Origin of the sequence: Gemmobacter nectariphilus DSM 15620 (genome assembly GCF_000429765.1) — a bacterium.
GTDB lineage: Bacteria > Pseudomonadota > Alphaproteobacteria > Rhodobacterales > Rhodobacteraceae > Wagnerdoeblera > Wagnerdoeblera nectariphila.
The window spans coordinates 1-15,845 of record NZ_AUCM01000020.1 but is presented as its reverse complement, the minus strand read 5'-3'; the positions used below and the strand labels follow the sequence as shown (position 1 = coordinate 15,845).

The following is a 15,845-nucleotide window of genomic DNA, read 5'->3' as shown; positions in this document are numbered from 1 at the left end:
TGCCGTCTTGCTTACTCATGCCACAGGGTCAGGCTTTGCTCGCGCAGGAACTGCTGAAGGTAATACGGCCCCAGCCCGCCCTTGGAGCTGACGCCCGAACCCTTCCAGCCGCAGAAGGTCTGGATGCCGGGCCAGGCGCCGGTGGTCGCCCCGCTGGCGCGGTTGGCATAAAGGACGCCCGCCTCGGCGCGGTCGGTGAACAGCGCCAGATCGGCAGGATCGCGCGTGTAGATGCCGGCGGTCAGGCCATAGTCCACGGCATTCCCCCGGGCGATGGCCTCGGCCAGATCGTCAAAGCGCTGCACCGTCAGGAAGGGCAGGAACAGCTCGTCCCGGTGCAGGGGGTGATCGTCGGGCAGCGTGTCGATGATCGCAGGCTGCACATAACGGCCGCGATCGTGGATCCCGCCTGTCAGCTGCTTACCGCCGAACAGAAGCCGGCCGTCGCGCCGGGCCGTGTCGCAGGCCTCGATGTAACGCGCCAGCGCCTTGTCGTCGATCAGCGGGCCCATGAACACGGTGGCATCAGCCGGATTGCCGATGCGCACCGCACGGGCGCGGTCGATCAGCCGGGCGATGAAATCGTCATAAACGGCGCTTGCGACGAATACCCGCGATCCGGCCGAACATTTCTGCCCCTGAAGCCCGAAGGCCGACCGCGCCATCCCGGCTGCCGCAACATCCAGATCTGCGCTGGCGGTGACATAGGTGGGGTTCTTGCCGCCCATTTCGGCGATCACCGGGCGGTTGAAGGGGCCGGCCGCCACATCGCGCAAAAGGCCCATGCCAACCGCGTGGCTGCCGGTAAAGGCGATCCCGTCGATCGCCGCATGGCGGGCCAGCGCCCGCCCGGTCGCCCCGTCGCCGGTGATCATGTTCAGCACGCCATCGGGGATCGCGGCAGCCTGCGCCGCCTCGGCCAGCAGGGCGCCGGTCAGCCCGGCGCGGTCGCTGGGCTTGTAGACCACGGCATTGCCCGCAACCATCGCCGCCGAGACCATGTTCGCCGACAGCGCCAGCGGAAAGTTGAACGGGGCGATCACCGCGAACACGCCCAGCGGGCGCAGCCGGTCGATGGTTTCCTCGTTGTCGAAGGCGCGCTTCATCTGCCGGACGAAACCGCAGTTCTCTTCCATCTGGTCACAATAGTAGCGGACCAGATCGACGGCCTCTTCGGCCTCGCCAATGGCTTCCATGCGCGACTTGCCGACCTCGAACAGGCAGGCGGCGGCCAGGGTGAACTTGCGCCGGCTCAGCTCATCGGCAAAGCGGCGCAGGATTGCGACGCGGTCCTGCCAGGGGCGGGCGACCCAGTCGGGCTGGGCGGCGCGGGCAGCCTGAACCGCGCGATCGACCAGGGCCGCATCGGCCACGCCAAAGCAGCCGATCACGATGTCACGGTCGATCGGGCTGACAACCGTGGTCATCGTGCCCGAGGCCACCGGCTGGCCGCCGATCAGATGGGCATGATCGCGCCCCAGCACCTGGGCGCGGGTGTCGTCCAGCACGCCATCGAACAGGCTGTGGACGGCGGTAAAGTCGGCGTTGATGTTCGAATAGGTCACGCGGGGCAGTTCGGCGGTCATGGGCCTTTCCTTTCCGGTCAATTGGCGGCAGCGGCGGGTTGGGTTTCGGGATCGAGTCCATAGTCGCGGATCGCCGCCTGCCGCGAGATCAGCCCGGCGCGATAGTCGGCGCGGATCCGGGCGGGGTCGCGTTCGGCAGGGTTGCCATAGCCGCCACCGCCGGGGCTGATATGTGTGACGGTATCGCCGCGGCGCAGGAATTCGACATCACCGATGGCGTGGGGCAGACGGCGTTCATCGGGCGTGCCACGGTTGATGATCCAGCCGCCGCCATCGGCCGCAAGCCCGCCCATCATGCCCTGCGGCGTGATCACCGATTTCTGCGAGGTATGGTGGAACAGCGGCTTTTCCCCCAGCACGCGGTATTCCAGCACCTGCCCCATGCCCCCGCGCCAGCGCCCGGCGCCGCCGGTGTCGGGCGCGAATTCGCGGCGCAGATACAGCACCGGCGCCTCGATTTCGGTGGCCTCGATCGGGGGGATCGGACAGTTGGTCACATGGCAGGACATCACGTCGATGCCATCGGCAAAGGCGGTCGCGCCAATGCCGCCCGGCACCACCTCGGAGGCGACGCCGATTTCCCCGGTATCAAGGTTGGGCGCCACCGTCGAATTGTAAAGACAACCGCAGCTGTCGGCCATCGCCCGTTCCGGCGCGGCCTGGGCGATCGCGCCCATCACCAGATCGACGATGGAATGGCACACGATCATGCGCTGGAAACAGGCCGCCGGAAGCTGGGCGTTCACCAGCGAGCCCTTGGGCGCGACGATGTGCACAGGGGCCTTGCACCCTTCGGTATTGGCGATGTCGGGGTCGGTGATGCATTTCATCACATAATAGGTCGCCGCCATGGTGGCCGAGAGCGGTGCGTTGATCGGCCCTTCGATCTGCGGATCGGTGCCGGTGAAATCAAAGGTCACCTCGTCGCCGGCCACGGTCATTGCCAGTTTCAGCGTATAGGGCCCGCCCTTGGCACCATCGTCGAGGATCTTCTCCTCGTGCCGATAGGTGCCATCGGGGATCGCGGCGATCTGGGCGCGGGTGCGCCGCTCTGATTGCTCGATCAGGGCATCGAAACAGGCCAGCACGGTTTCCTGCCCGTAGCTGTCGAACAACCGGGTGAATTCCTGCGCGCCGACCTGGATGCCGGCGGCCTCGCCCATCAGGTCGTTTTCCAGAATGGCGGGCACCCGGCTGTTGTTCAGGATCAGCGCCATCAGCGCCCCGTCGCGTCGACCCTCGCGGATCAGCTTGAGCGGCGGGATGCGCAGCCCCTCCTGCCAGATCTCGACCCCCCAGCCGCGGGTGCCCATCCACATCGCGCCGATGTCCATGTGATGCACGTTCAGCGCCGTAAAGCCGACCAGCCGCCCCTGATGGAACACCGGGTGAAAGGCGATGATGTCGTTGGTGTGGTGCGAGGACAGCGATTCACCCCCCGCATAGGGATCGTTGGTGATGACCACATCGCCCGGCCGCCAGGTGTCCAGTGGGTAATAGTGGTCCAGCACCGTGCGCAGGGTGATCCCGATGCAGTTGAGGTGAATGGGAATGCTGGCGCTTTCGGCCAGCAGGCGGCCATGTCCGTCGAACAGCGCGGCCGAACAGTCCTCCATCTCCTTGATGATGTAGGACGTCCCCGAGCGGATCATCCGCCCGGCGATCTGTTCGGCGATCATGGTCAGCGCGTTGCGCACGATTTCCAGCGTGATCGGGTTCACGGCGGCGGCGGTCGGAATGGTCGGGTTGGTCATGGGAACCTCTTTCGAATGCTCAGCCTTCGGCCCGTTCGACATGGGCATGGCGCCAGGCGTCCCAGGTCGCGTTCCAGCCGGGGGGGATGACGCAGGTCGATCCGGGGTATTCCACGATGGCCGGTCCCGCGACCCGGGCGCCGGCCACGATGTCGGTAAAGCGGTAGACCGGCCAGTCTGCCCCGCCATCGGCCGCGCCATAGAGCACGCGGCGGTGGCCGCTGACCGGCAGGCAGGCGGACGCGTCCAGCGCATGTTCGGGCCAGGGCAAGGCGGGCGGCGTGCTGGTTGCGGTGACGCGCAGGTTCACCGTTTCGACCGCGTGATGATCCAGGCGATAGCCATAGACCCGCTCGTGTTCGGCATGGAACTTCTCGGCCATGCCGTCCAGCAAGGCGCTGTCGATCCCGCTTGCCGGCAGCGGCAGCGTCAGCTCATAGGCCTGGCCGCGATAGCGCAGGTCGATGGCGCGCAGCACGCTGATATCGGCGGCCGGCACATCCTGACCGCGCAAGACGGTGGCGGCCTCATGGACCAGCGTGTCAAAGGCGCCGGCCACGGCGGCAGCATCTGCCGATTGCAGCGGCTCGACGCGGGTGCGCACCATGTCGTGGCGCACCTCGGCCGCCAGCAGCCCCGAGGCCGAGACATTGCCGGGCGCGGCCGGGATCAGCACGCGGCGCATGCCCATCGCCTCGGCCAGGCTGACCGCATGCAGCGGCCCGGCGCCGCCAAAGCCGATCAGCGTATGCCCGCGCGGGTCGATCCCGCGCTGGACCGACACCAGCTTGATCGCATTGACCATATGCGCCTCGGCAATGGCCAGCACGCCAAGGGCGGCCTCTTCCACGCTCAGGCCCAGCGGATCGGCGATCTTTTCCTTCATCGCCTTTGCCGCCAGATCACGCGACAGCACGCGGTCGCCGTTCAGGAAGTAGTCGCCGTTCAGCCGCCCGCACAGCAGGTTGGCATCGGTGACGGTCGGATTTTCACCGCCCTGGCCATAGCACACGGGCCCCGGCACCGATCCGGCGCTGCGCGGGCCAACCTTCAGCCCGCCGCCTGCGTCCAGCCAGGCGATCGACCCGCCGCCTGCGCCGATCGTCACCAGATCCAGCATCGGCAGCAGCACCGGATAGCCCGCCAGCGTCCCGCGAGTGGTCGAGAACGGCACGTTTTGCGAAATCAGCGCGACATCCGACGAGGTGCCGCCCATGTCGAAGGTGATCGCATCGCTGACCCCCGCGGCCCGGGCCAGCGCATTGCCGCCCACGATGCCCGCCACCGGCCCCGAATGGGTGACGGCGGCCGGCAGCGTCTTGGCCAGGTCAAAGTTCATGATGCCGCCATTGCCGCGCATGATGAACGGTGTACGGTGAACGCCCTCGGCGCCCAGCCGCCCGGCCAGCCCGTTCAGGTGCGCGATCATCGGGGCCAGCACAAAGGCGTTCAGCGCCGTGGTCGAGCTGCGTTCGTATTCGCGGAATTCGCGCGCGACCTCAGAGGACAAGGTGACGGGCACGCCTGGCATTTCCTCGGCCGCGATCTGCGCCAGGCGCTGTTCGTGCACCGGGTTGGCATAGGCATTGAGCAGGCAGACGGCCACCGCCTGAACCCCTTCGGCGCGCAGGGCACGCAGCTCGGTGCGCGCCGCCGCCTCGTCCAGCGGCTCGACGATGCGGCCCTTGTGGTCGATGCGTTCCGGCACACCCCGGCGCAGCGCGCGCGGCACCAGCGGGCGCAGGGGGCGCCAGTGGATGTCGTAGATGTTGGGCTTGCGCACCGCCCGCCCGATGGCCAGCACATCGCGAAACCCGCCGCTGGTCAGCAGGCCGATCCGCAGGTCCTGCTCCTCGACAATGATGTTCGTCACCAGCGTGGTGCCGTAGTGAAAGGCGATCTCGTTGGCCGCCGCCGCATCCTGCCGCCCTGCCTCGCGCAGGATGCGGCTGATGCCGGACAGAATGCCATCGGAAAGATCCGCCGGCGTGGTCGGAACCTTCAGTGTGTGAAAGATCCCCGCCGCGCGATCCAGCAGCACAATATCCGTATGCGTGCCGCCGGTATCGACGCCAATCTGCACTGTCATCTCAGTCCTCTCCGCTTCGCCCCGGGCAAATGTGCGTATATCGCCCCATCGTGCGTATCGCGCACAAATTGCTAGGCGGCCCCGCGAGTCCTGTCAACAGCCCATTTCGCCCGGACCGCAAATGTGGCCTGCTTGCCCTTTGCGTCAGGCGGGGGGTATCTTGCAGCGGCAGGAACGAAGGGGCTGGTGCGGATCATGGATGACGAGGCAGACAAGACCGCGCGCGATGGCGATCTGTTGCAGACCCTGATGCGCGGGTTGTCGGTGATCGCCTGTTTCGACCGCCAGTCGCCGCGCATGACCCCGACCGAAGTGGCCCGGCGCACCAGCCTGACCCGTGCAGCGGCGCGGCGCATCCTGCTGACGCTGGTGCATACCGGGCACGCCACGACCGACGGCAAGACCTTCGAGCTGACGGCCCGGGTGCTGGAACTGGGCTATGCCTATCTGTCCTCGTTCGGCCTGCCTGAAATCGCGCGTCCCATCATGGAGGGCGTCGCGCGCGAGGTCGGAGAGGCCTGTTCGCTGGGGGTGCTCAATCAGGGTGACATCGTCTATGTCGGCCGCGTCGAACCCCCGCGCCTGAGCGCCCGGCCAACGGCGGGAATCGGTCTGCGCCTGCCCGCCCATGCGATGGCCATGGGGCAAGTGATGCTTGGCGCGCTGGCCGATGACGACCTGGATGCGCTGCTGACCGCCTGGCCCCCGCAGGCGCTGACCGAATACACCATCGTCAACCGCGATGCGCTGCTGGCGCGGATCGACCAGGTCCGTCAACAGGGCTATTCGCTGCAGGACCAGGAATTCGAACTGGGCTCGCGCTCGATTGCGGTGCCGGTGCGCGACCGGCGCAACCGGGTGATTGCCGCGCTGGCGGTCGGGGCCTCGATCGGGCGATGCAGCGTCGAAGACATGGTGGAGCGCATCCTGCCGGTGCTGCGCCGCGCGGCGCGCGAGATCGAGCGGCCCGCCGGCCTGCTGTAGCAGCGCTTCGCGATCCGCAAGGATCGCATGCCCCGCCCCCGATGCGCGGCGCGGCCAGGCGGGCTGCGGAGCCCCATGCCGGAGCGGGCAGACCCGCGGGCCAGACACCAGCCGAACGCCCGGCTTGACCGGGCCCGGAACGCGGGCCGACTGCAGGCGCGCGCATAGCAGGCATCATTTCCCTGCCCCCCCAAGTTGCGCGCCACGGCGTGGCCAGAGCCCGGAACGTCCGGTCTGGCGGCGCGCAGATCCGGTGCGGCAATCGCGCTATCTGCGGGGACGGCGACATCATGGGTTGACAAATCCGTGGTCGACTTTCTAGGTTGTGCGCATATCGGCACATTGCGCGATATGCGCACATACCACAGACCCACCATGAAAGGCGCGGGATGCAGCACGACGCTCGACCAGGACTGCTGGAGATCTCGGATCTTCGCATCGGTTTCGGCTCTGCGCCGGTGGTCGATGGTGTCAGCCTGTCGCTGGCCGCCGGAGAGACGCTGGGGATCGTCGGGGAATCGGGCTGCGGCAAAAGCATCCTGTCGCTGTCGATCCTTGGGCTGCTGCCAGCGGGGGCCCGCATCCTGTCGGGCAACATCCGGCTTGAAGGGCGCGAGCTGACGCAGCTGTCGGCCCGCGATCTGCGCAGCCTGCGCGGCGATCGCATCAGCATGGTGTTTCAAGAGCCGATGACCGCATTGAACCCCGTGCTGACCATCGGATCGCAACTGTCCGAGGTGTTCCGCATCCACCGGGGCGTCTCGCGGCAGGAGGCCCGCGCGATGGCCGTCGAGGCGCTGCGCGCGGTCGGCGTTGCCTCGCCCGAGACGCGCATCCGCAACTATCCGGCGCAGCTTTCGGGCGGGATGCGCCAGCGCGTGATGATTGCCATGGCGCTGGCCTGCCGGCCGCAGATCCTGATCGCGGACGAGCCGACCACCGCGCTGGACGTGACCATTCAGGCGCAAATTCTGGATCTGATGCGCAACCTGCGCAAGGAATACCAGACCACGATCCTGTTCATCAGCCACGATCTGGGCGTGATCGCCGAGGTCTCGGACCGCGTGGCGGTGCTGTATTCGGGCATCGTGGTCGAAGAGGCGACGACGGCAGAGCTGTTTTCCAACCCGCAGCATCCCTATACCCGTGGTCTGCTGGCCGCCCTGCCGCAGCCCGATGTCGAAACCCTGCCCGAGGTGCTGTTCGAAATTCCCGGCATGGTCCCGGCCCCGGATGACCGCCCGTCAGGCTGCCGGTTCCATCCGCGTTGCCCGCTGGCATCGGACCAGTGCCGCACGGCGGCGCCGCCGGTGACCAGGATCGGCCCCGATCACCGCGTGGCCTGCTGGGAGGCGCCGCAATGACCCATCCGTCAGACACCCTGCTGCTGGCCGCGACCGGGCTGACCAAGCGGTTCCAGATCGGCGGCGGTTCCTTGTTCCGTGCGCCGCGGCAGGTCCATGCGGTCGATGATGTTTCCCTGTCGCTGGCCACCGGCGAGACGCTGGGCATCGTCGGGGAATCGGGCTGCGGCAAGTCCACCCTGTCGCGGCTGCTGATGCGGCTGATCGAGCCGACGGCGGGCTCGATCCACTTTCGCGGCCAGGATCTGATGCGCCTGTCGCCGGCCGATCTGCGCCGCACCCGGCGCGACATGCAGATCGTGTTCCAGGATCCCTTTGGCTCGCTCAACCCGCGCATGACTGTGCGGCAGATCGTGGACGAGCCGCTTCGGGTGCATGGGCAGGGCTCGCGCGCGGATCGCGATGCGCGGATCGTGGCCGCCTTGCAGGTGGTGGGCCTTGGCGCCCATGTGCTGGACCGCCACCCGCACGAATTCTCTGGCGGACAGCGCCAGCGGATCGGGATTGCCCGCGCCATGGTGCTGAACCCCGCGCTGCTGATCGGGGACGAGCCGGTTTCGGCGCTGGATGTGTCGGTGCGGGCGCAGATCCTGAACCTGCTGCGGCGCATCCAGTCGGAAACCGGGGTCGGCTTCGTGATCGTCAGCCATGATCTGGGGGCGATCCGCTATATCTGTCACCGGGTCGCCGTGATGTATCTGGGCCGCGTCGTCGAGGAAGGCCCGGTCGAGCAGATCTTTCGCGATCCGCAACATCCCTATACCCGCACGCTGATTTCGGCCGTGCCGGTGCCGCGCGTCACCGATCGCGGCCCGCGCCTTGTGGTGCAGGGCGAGATCCCTTCGCCCCTTGCGCCGCCGCAGGGGTGCCATTTCCACACGCGCTGTCCCTTTGCCATGCCGGTGTGCCGGCAGATCGCCCCGGCGCTGACGGAAATCGCGCCAGGGCGCCGGTCGGCCTGTCACCTGCACACGCAACCGGGCGCCGCGCCCGTGCCGCCAACGCCACGGACCGGCCCCGCCGGCCCGTCAACAAGAGCCTGACAAAGGCCCTCTTTCACCCGACACGAGGTAACAAAGGTCAAACTCATGAGCTTTCTTTCTGGAAAGGCCAAGGTTCTGCTGGGGGCGATGTCTCTTGCGGTCTGGGCCGGGGCCGCGGCAGCCGAAAGCCGCACACTGATCGTTGTCCAGTCGGCCGAGCCGGTCGGCCTGGATGCCATGCAGAACAACCTGCAGCATTCGCTGAACGTCGCCTTCAACATCATTGACCGGCTGTTCGAGCCATTGGAGGATGGCGGCGTAGCTCCGGGTCTGGCCGCATCGTGGGAATTCCCCGATGACCAGACCCTGGTGGTCCGCATGAAGCCGGGCCTGACCTTCCACAACGGCGAGCCGGTGAATGCCGAAGCCGTGCGCTATTCGTTCGACCGTCTTGTCTCGGCGGATCTGGCCTCGCCCCATGCCGGGCGGATGAGCCAGATCGAAAGCGCGCGCGTGGTCGATGACCTGACCATCGAGTTCAAGACCAAGGCGCCCTTTGCCCCGATCCTGCACCTGATGAGCTATTACCTGCCCATCGTGCCGCCCAAGGCGACCGCCGCGATGGAAAAGGACGCCTTCAACCGCGCCCCGATCGGCGCCGGCCCCTACAAGCTGGAAAGCTGGGACCGTGGCGGCGATGTCGTGCTGACCGCCTTTGACGGCTACTGGGGCGACAAGCCGGGCTATGACCGGGTGATCTTCCGCAGCATCCCCGAGGAAAGCGCGCGCGTCGCCTCGTTCCTTGCGGGCGAGTCGGGGATCGTCGAGGGCATTTCGGTCCGCAGCCAGAAGACCATCGAGAAATCGGGCAAGGGATCGCTGACCGACAGCATGGGCGTCATGCCCTATGTCGGGCTGAACACGCTCGAGGGGCCCTTCACCGATGAACGGGTGCGCCAGGCGGTCAACTATGCGGTGAACCGCCAGCTGATCAACGATGCGCTGTTCAACGGCCGTGGCATCCTGGCCGCCGGCCCGATCAGCCCGCGCACCTTTGGCGCCGATCTCTCCCTGAAGCCCTATCCGCACGACCCTGCCAAGGCCAAGGCGCTGCTGGCCGAAGCCGGGTTCCCGAACGGCTTCGAGACCACGCTGTCCTATCCCACCAACATGACCCAGGTCGGCGAACAGGCGCAGGCCATCGCGGCCGATCTGGAACAGGTGGGCATCAAGGTCACGCTGCAACCGCTGGACCGCGCGGTGATGTGGGATGGCTACAAGAGCCGCAAGTTCCAGATGTACATCTACTGGTGGGACGACAACCCGGAACCCGACCGCTACATGTACAGCCTGTTCAACAGTGCCAGCCGGGATTACTACTACAAGAACGCCGACACCGACGCGATCCTGAACCTTGGCCGGTCGACCCTTGCGCGTGACGAACGTGCCCGGATCTATGGCGAGATCGACCGCAAGCTCTATGCCGAGGCGCCCTGGCTGTATCTCTACATCGTGCCGGAAACCTATGCGGTGGCCAAGGACGTGGCCTATACCGGCCGCCGCGACGGCTTCCTGTTCGCGCGCTTTGCCAAGCCTGCAACCCCCTGACCCCGACCGGGCCGGCCCGCGCTGCGGGCCGGCCCGGCAGCCTTTGCCAAACCTCGCCGCCGCCCCGAAGCGGGCGCGTACCGGAGCCTGCCATGTCCCGATACCCCCTGCGGCGACTGCTGCACGCTGTCCTGATCGTCGCCGGGATCTCTGTGATCAGCTTCTTCTTTCTGCATCTGACCGGCGATCCGGTTGGCCTGATCCTGCCGCAGGATGCCACGCGCGAACAGATCGAGACGCTGCGCCGCGATCTGCGGCTGGATGAGCCGATCCTGGCCCAGTATCTGCATTTTGTCACATCGGCGCTGCAAGGCGACATGGGCCGGTCGATCTATACCCGCGAGCCGGTGCTGGGCCTGATCCTGGAACGCCTGCCCGCCACGCTGGAACTGGCGCTGACCGCGCTGGCGCTCAGTCTGGTCATCGCCATTCCCATGGGCGTCATCGCGGCGCTGCGCCGGGGCGGGTGGCTGGACACCATCAGCATGACGCTGGCGCTGTTCGGCCTGTCGATGCCGCATTTCTGGCTGGGCATCATGCTGATCATGCTGTTCTCGGTCCAGCTGAACTGGCTGCCCACCTCGGGACGCGGGACGTGGGAGCAATTGATCATGCCCTCGGTCGCGCTGGGGGCCTCGCTGGTGGCGCTGTTCGCCCGGCTGACCCGATCCGCGATGCTGGAAGTGCTGGGTCAGGACTATGTGCGCACCGCCCGCGCCAAGGGCCTGAGCGAAACAATGGTCGTCGGCAAGCACGCGCTGCGCAATGCGCTGATCCCGCTGGTCACCGTGGCCGCCATGGAATTCGGCTTTCTTCTGGGCGGTGCCGTCATCATCGAGACGGTCTTTGCCTGGCCCGGCGTGGGGCGCCTGATCGTGCAGTCCATCCTGGACCGCGATTACCCGGTCGTTCAGGCGGCGGTCATGATGCTGGCCATCGTGTTCGTCGTCGTCAATCTTGCGGTCGACCTGCTCTACACCTGGCTCGATCCCAACATCAGCCTTGGAAGGACAGACAAGTGAGCGTCCCGATGCCACAGGCGCCCCGCCCTGCCGACAGCTGGCGCCGCCGGTTCTGGGCCCACCGCAGCGCGGTGATCGGCGGGGGGCTGTTTGCCGCCATCCTGTTCGGTTGCTTCGTGCTGCCGATGCTGCTGGGCACAAATCCGACAGCCACCAGCCTTCTGCACCGCTTCGAGCCGCCGGTCTGGATGGAGGACGGCGCCCTGACAAACCCGTTGGGCACCGACAACCTGGGCCGCGATCTGCTGATCCGCATTCTGGTCGGCGGGCAGGTGTCGCTGATGGTCGCGCTGGCAACGGTGACGGTCGCGGTCTCGGTCGGGCTGATCCTTGGCACGCTGGCAGGGTATTTCGGCGGCTGGGTCGATACGATCATCATGCGGGTGGGCGATCTGTTCCTGGCCTATCCGTTCATGTTGCTGACCATTTCGGTCATCGCGATCCTGGGGCCATCGCTGCTGGTGATCGTGCTGGTCCTGGCGCTGTCGGACTGGGTGACCTATGCCCGCACCGTGCGCGGCAGCGTGCTGTCGGCGCGCGAGCGCGAATATGTCGCCGCGGCGCGGTCGATCGGCACGCCCGATCTGCACATCCTGCGCCTGCACATCCTGCCCAATGTCCTCTCGCCTGTGCTGGTTCTGGCGACCGTGCGGGCGGCCAATTACATCATCTGGGAAAGCGGCCTGTCGTTTCTTGGCATGGGCGTGCCGCCGCCCACCCCCACCTGGGGCATGTTGCTGGCCGAGGGCCGGGATTTCATCCTGGACGCCTGGTGGCTGGCCACCTTGCCCGGCATCGCAATCATGCTGACCATCCTGTCGATCAACCTGATCGGCGACGGGTTGCGCGATGCCTTCGATCCCAGACTGAAAGGAGGCCGGGCATGACCACTTCCCTTGCCGCACCCGACATGCCCGCCAGCGCCCCGGCCCGCCGCAGGCTGGACGCCCTGGACCATCTGGCCGATTTCGCGCTGGATCTGAGGTTCGGGCAATTGCCGGCCTCGGTGGTCGAGGCCACCGGAAACTGTGTGCTGGATTGCGTGACCGCCGCAGTCGCCGGGGCACCGGGCGCCGGCGCCGTGGCGGCCCGAACCGCAGCCCTGGCCGCCCTTGGCCCGCAAGGCGATGCCTCGGTCTGGTTTGCCGCACGCAAGGCGCCCGCGCTGGCCGCCGTGATCGGCAACTGCACCGCCGCCAGCATCCTCGATCTGGACGACGGGCACCGCGCGGCCAGCGGCCACCCAGGCGCCGCGATCATCCCGGCCGCGCTGGCCATCGCCGAAGAACAAGGCAGCAGCTGGCAGGATTTGATGACCGCGATCGTCGTCGGCTACGAGGTCGCCGTCCGCGTCGCCGCGGCGCGCGATTTCTCGCGGCTGGACACGATGTCGACGGGGCGCTGGTGCAGCTATGGCGTCGCCGCAGCCGCCGGAGTGCTGCGCGGGCTGGATCAGCGCCAGCTGGTGCAGGCCATGGCCATCGCGGGGGTGCATGCCCCGAACCAGTCGGCGGCCGGCTATTCCAAGGTCATGGGCAACCACGCCAAGGAAGGCATCACCTGGAGCGCGGCGACCGGCTGCATGGCGGTATCGCTGGCGCAGGCCGGCTTTACCGGGCCGACCGACATTCTGGACCATTCGGGCTATTTCGACCGGGCGGCGGTGCTGCGCGGGCTGGGGCGGTCCTTTGCCATCGAAGGATGCTATTTCAAGCCCTATTCCTGCTGCCGCTGGGCCCATGCAGCGGTGGACGGCCTGCATGACATCCTGACCACCCAGCGCCTTGACTGGCAGGCGGTTGAATCGGTCACGGTCCACACCTTTGAACGTGCACTGAAGCTGAACAACGAATGCGATCCCGACACGCTGGAGGGGGCACAATACAGCGTGCCCTTTGTTCTGGGCGTGGCGGCAAGCGAGGGGATCAGCGCCTTGTTGCCGCTGGGCCAGCACAGCCTGCACCGCGAAGCGGCGATCAGCTTTGCCAACCGGGTCACGCTGCTGGTCGATCCAGAGATGGACAGCGCCTTTCCGGCGCAGACTGGGGCGCGCATCGTGGTGCGCACGGCGGCCGCCGACTACGAACGCGTCGTGCACCACCCCTTGGGCGATCCCGCGAATCCGATGTCGCGCAGCCAGCTGACCGAAAAGCTCTGCGTCGCTACGCGCGATGTGTTGCCTGCGGTTCGGCAGACAGAACTCCTTGCCGCGCTGCGGGCTTTCGACGATGGGGACTACGGCCCGCTGCTGGCTGCGCTGGCCAAGCCGCTTTGACCCATCTGGCAGCTGGCTTTATGATTGCCGGCGCCGATTGGCATGCGCCGGACCGGGCATTCAGTGAGACGGCAATTGCCAAATGACAAGGGCGAATGCACAGGCTGACAGGGCGGGCGGCGGTATCGCCGCCGCTGGTCTCCGGCACGTTGATATCCACCGCAAGATGACCAGGGTATCCCGATCCGCAAGAACGGCCGAGCATGGAAGGAAGACTGCCCAGCTGCTCGGGCCCGCGACGAAACCCGGCGTGCCACTCGGCACTACGGAAGGGCATTTTGGAAGCGATGGACCGGATACCACGTCCTAAGCCGGATCGAAGCGCAGATGCGGTGCCTCAAGGCGTTCGGCGAACGCATCGCGGCAAGAGACCCAGACCGCCAAACCGCCGAAATCCAGATACCGTTTGCCCTCCTCAACCATTTCAGTGCCCTCGCCACGGCCGAGATCGTCTGCGTGGCGTGAAGCCAAAGAGGTACCTGGTCTAATGACCGCAGGTAAAGATTAGTAAGGAGAAATATTCCTCAAAAGCCATTACATAACAATTTTACGCATTACTGTGGTTTGATCGGGTAAATCCGGTAATCTTGCCTTCTTTGTGCCAGACCGAAACTGGTGAACCCTCGATCCATGTAGATCAGCCGGCGCGCCATACCAGTTCACATCATGTGGTCCGATTGTTCCCTTTTTGTTCCTGATAAGTGTCCAGCGGTGCCGAGTCGAGTCCTCGGGGCCGGGCAGGGGTTCACATTGCCATCGGGTTTCGGCGGCATGGCTTCCGCTGCCTTGGTGGATCAGCATGAGGCCGGTGGTGCGGCCGGCTTCGGCGGCAAGTTGGAGCCGTCTGCCCACGGTCAGCGAGAGGGGTCTTGCGGGCTCGGCGATGACAAGGGCGACGGCGGGGCTGCGCAGGGCCTCTTCGGTGGCCCATAGCAGGTCAGTCTCGTCGCGGGCCTCGACCAGATGCAGGCGCTCGGCCAGGCCCTCGGGCAGCAGGCGATCCTGGTCATGGGCAAGGGCGATCCAGAAGATCGGCCCGGCCGTGCGCGCGGCCTGGAACAGGGCGAATGCGATGCGCCCCCGCCCCTCGGCCTCGTGGACACGGGCGCCCAGCAGCGTGAGGGGGTCCTCCGGTTTGGCAAGATGTCGGTCAGCGAGGATTTGCACGGGTCTGCTCGGCGGTAATGGTCAGCGCCTGGTCTGGCAAGGGGCGCCGCATCTGGAGGGCTTCGGCCGTGCCCGCGGTCAGCCATCGGCGCCCTGCCCCGCGCCGGATGATGGGCGCTGGCTGGCCCGGATGGATCGTGGCCAGCGGCGGCAGGTTTCTTGCGCTGTCGGCCAATGTCTTTTCCAGCACCGGGCGGAACAGCGCGCGCCGCGCATCCTGGCCCTTGGTTTGCGAATGGAAGTTGCTCATGGCGTGGTCCTGCGGCTGGCCTGGCAAGAACAATGGCAGAACAGAACCGATTCCCCAAGAGCGACCGTCAGCTTGCGCCCTGCCCGGCTGCGGCGGATGGCCATGCGGTCAGGGTTGCGCGCAAATAGGCATCGGGGTTCTGGATCGTCCCGGCGTTCCTTGCCATGCGGTCTTCCAGCTTGAGCAATTGCCAGATTCCCAGCCGTGCTGCGGCTCTGGCAAGAAGATCCTGGCTTATTCTCAGCATCCTTCCGAATTCGAAGGCGATGGCGGTGGTTTCCCTGGCGCTTTGCGGCTCGGTGTAGAAGGCGCTGACCTCGGTCAGGTCGGACCAGCGATGGCCGCTGGTTTCCCTTTCTTTTTTTGTCTTTGACTCTGGTTCTATGTGGCGGACAGACCGTCCGTCACAGGCGGTCGTCTTGTTGGTGTCGATGGGCGGGTCGGCAGGGATTTGCACGGCGGCCAGGGGGCTGGCTGCGGGTTCTTCGTGGTGGTGTGCGGTGTCCGCCGTGACGGGGTTTTCCACACTGGTCAGGCAGGGCAGGGGGCTTTCCTCGGGGGCTGGGACGGCCGCATGCTGCGCGATGACCGCGGTCAGGCGCGACAGGGCTGCGCGGGCCTCGATCAGGGTCAACGTCGTGCGGCGCACCAGATTGCGCAGCCCGTCGAGGAAGTCGGCAAGATCGCCATCCAGCTGCATGTCCAGACAGGCGGCCCGCAGCCGCAGGATTTGCGCGCGCAAGCCGCGCAGCTCGTCGGCCTC

At 66.7% G+C, this 15,845-nt stretch carries 12 protein-coding genes and 2 pseudogenes; 8 read left to right on the top strand and 6 right to left on the bottom strand.

Annotated features, from left to right (window positions below):
* Positions 1 to 11: 11 nt before the first annotated feature.
* Genes G481_RS0116145 through G481_RS0116135 form a run of 3 tightly spaced genes read right to left on the bottom strand, consistent with a single transcriptional unit; the run spans position 12 to position 5,429 of the window.
* Positions 12 to 1,586 (bottom strand): aldehyde dehydrogenase family protein, encoded by a 1,575-nt coding sequence (locus G481_RS0116145; RefSeq protein ID WP_028030939.1) that lies wholly within the window; start codon positions 1,584 to 1,586, stop codon positions 12 to 14.
* 17 nt (positions 1,587 to 1,603) lie between these two features.
* Entirely contained in the window at positions 1,604 to 3,340 is a 1,737-nt protein-coding gene (locus G481_RS24210; RefSeq protein ID WP_051294600.1) for a hydantoinase B/oxoprolinase family protein, read from the bottom strand.
* 19 nt (positions 3,341 to 3,359) lie between these two features.
* Positions 3,360 to 5,429, bottom strand: coding sequence for a hydantoinase/oxoprolinase family protein (locus G481_RS0116135; RefSeq protein WP_028030938.1), 2,070 nt, complete (start codon positions 5,427 to 5,429; stop codon positions 3,360 to 3,362).
* 195 nt (positions 5,430 to 5,624) lie between these two features.
* Between G481_RS0116135 and G481_RS24205 the strand changes: the two genes are divergently transcribed.
* The 8 genes and pseudogenes from G481_RS24205 to G481_RS25580 form a co-directional block, all read left to right on the top strand.
* Positions 5,625 to 6,413, top strand: coding sequence for an IclR family transcriptional regulator domain-containing protein (locus G481_RS24205; RefSeq protein ID WP_035026422.1), 789 nt, complete (start codon positions 5,625 to 5,627; stop codon positions 6,411 to 6,413).
* A 389-nt stretch (positions 6,414 to 6,802) separates the two neighbouring features.
* Positions 6,803 to 7,777 (top strand): ABC transporter ATP-binding protein, encoded by a 975-nt coding sequence (locus G481_RS24200; protein ID WP_035026419.1) that lies wholly within the window; start codon positions 6,803 to 6,805, stop codon positions 7,775 to 7,777.
* Entirely contained in the window at positions 7,774 to 8,820 is a 1,047-nt protein-coding gene (locus tag G481_RS24195; RefSeq protein WP_084451018.1) for an ABC transporter ATP-binding protein, read from the top strand. The genes G481_RS24200 and G481_RS24195 overlap by 4 nt, the downstream gene beginning before the upstream one ends.
* 45 nt (positions 8,821 to 8,865) lie before the next feature.
* Positions 8,866 to 10,368, top strand: coding sequence for an ABC transporter substrate-binding protein (locus tag G481_RS0116115; RefSeq protein ID WP_028030937.1), 1,503 nt, complete (start codon positions 8,866 to 8,868; stop codon positions 10,366 to 10,368).
* 92 nt (positions 10,369 to 10,460) lie between these two features.
* A complete protein-coding gene (nikB, locus tag G481_RS0116110; RefSeq protein WP_028030936.1) occupies positions 10,461 to 11,390 on the top strand; it encodes a nickel ABC transporter permease in 930 nt (309 codons plus the stop codon).
* Positions 11,391 to 11,398: 8 nt separating this feature from the next.
* Positions 11,399 to 12,277 carry an ABC transporter permease gene (locus G481_RS24185; RefSeq protein WP_051294599.1) on the top strand — a complete coding sequence of 293 codons (879 nt, stop codon included), beginning with the start codon at positions 11,399 to 11,401 and terminating at the stop codon, positions 12,275 to 12,277.
* Entirely contained in the window at positions 12,274 to 13,665 is a 1,392-nt protein-coding gene (locus G481_RS24180) for an MmgE/PrpD family protein (RefSeq protein ID WP_051294598.1), read from the top strand. The genes G481_RS24185 and G481_RS24180 overlap by 4 nt, the downstream gene beginning before the upstream one ends.
* Positions 13,666 to 13,842: 177 nt before the next feature.
* Positions 13,843 to 14,130, top strand: a pseudogene (locus tag G481_RS25580) (IS5/IS1182 family transposase); the annotation flags it as partial.
* Between the two features lie 69 nt (positions 14,131 to 14,199).
* Here the strand turns inward: G481_RS25580 and G481_RS24175 are convergent.
* From G481_RS24175 to G481_RS26250, 3 genes and pseudogenes are all read right to left on the bottom strand, one after another.
* Positions 14,200 to 14,832 carry an ImuA family protein gene (locus tag G481_RS24175; RefSeq protein ID WP_051294597.1) on the bottom strand — a complete coding sequence of 211 codons (633 nt, stop codon included), beginning with the start codon at positions 14,830 to 14,832 and terminating at the stop codon, positions 14,200 to 14,202.
* A complete protein-coding gene (locus tag G481_RS0116085) occupies positions 14,816 to 15,082 on the bottom strand; it encodes a hypothetical protein (protein ID WP_028029667.1) in 267 nt (88 codons plus the stop codon). Before G481_RS0116085 ends, G481_RS24175 begins: the two co-directional genes overlap by 17 nt.
* A 67-nt stretch (positions 15,083 to 15,149) precedes the next feature.
* Positions 15,150 to 15,845 (bottom strand): annotated as a pseudogene (locus G481_RS26250) (hypothetical protein); the annotation flags it as partial.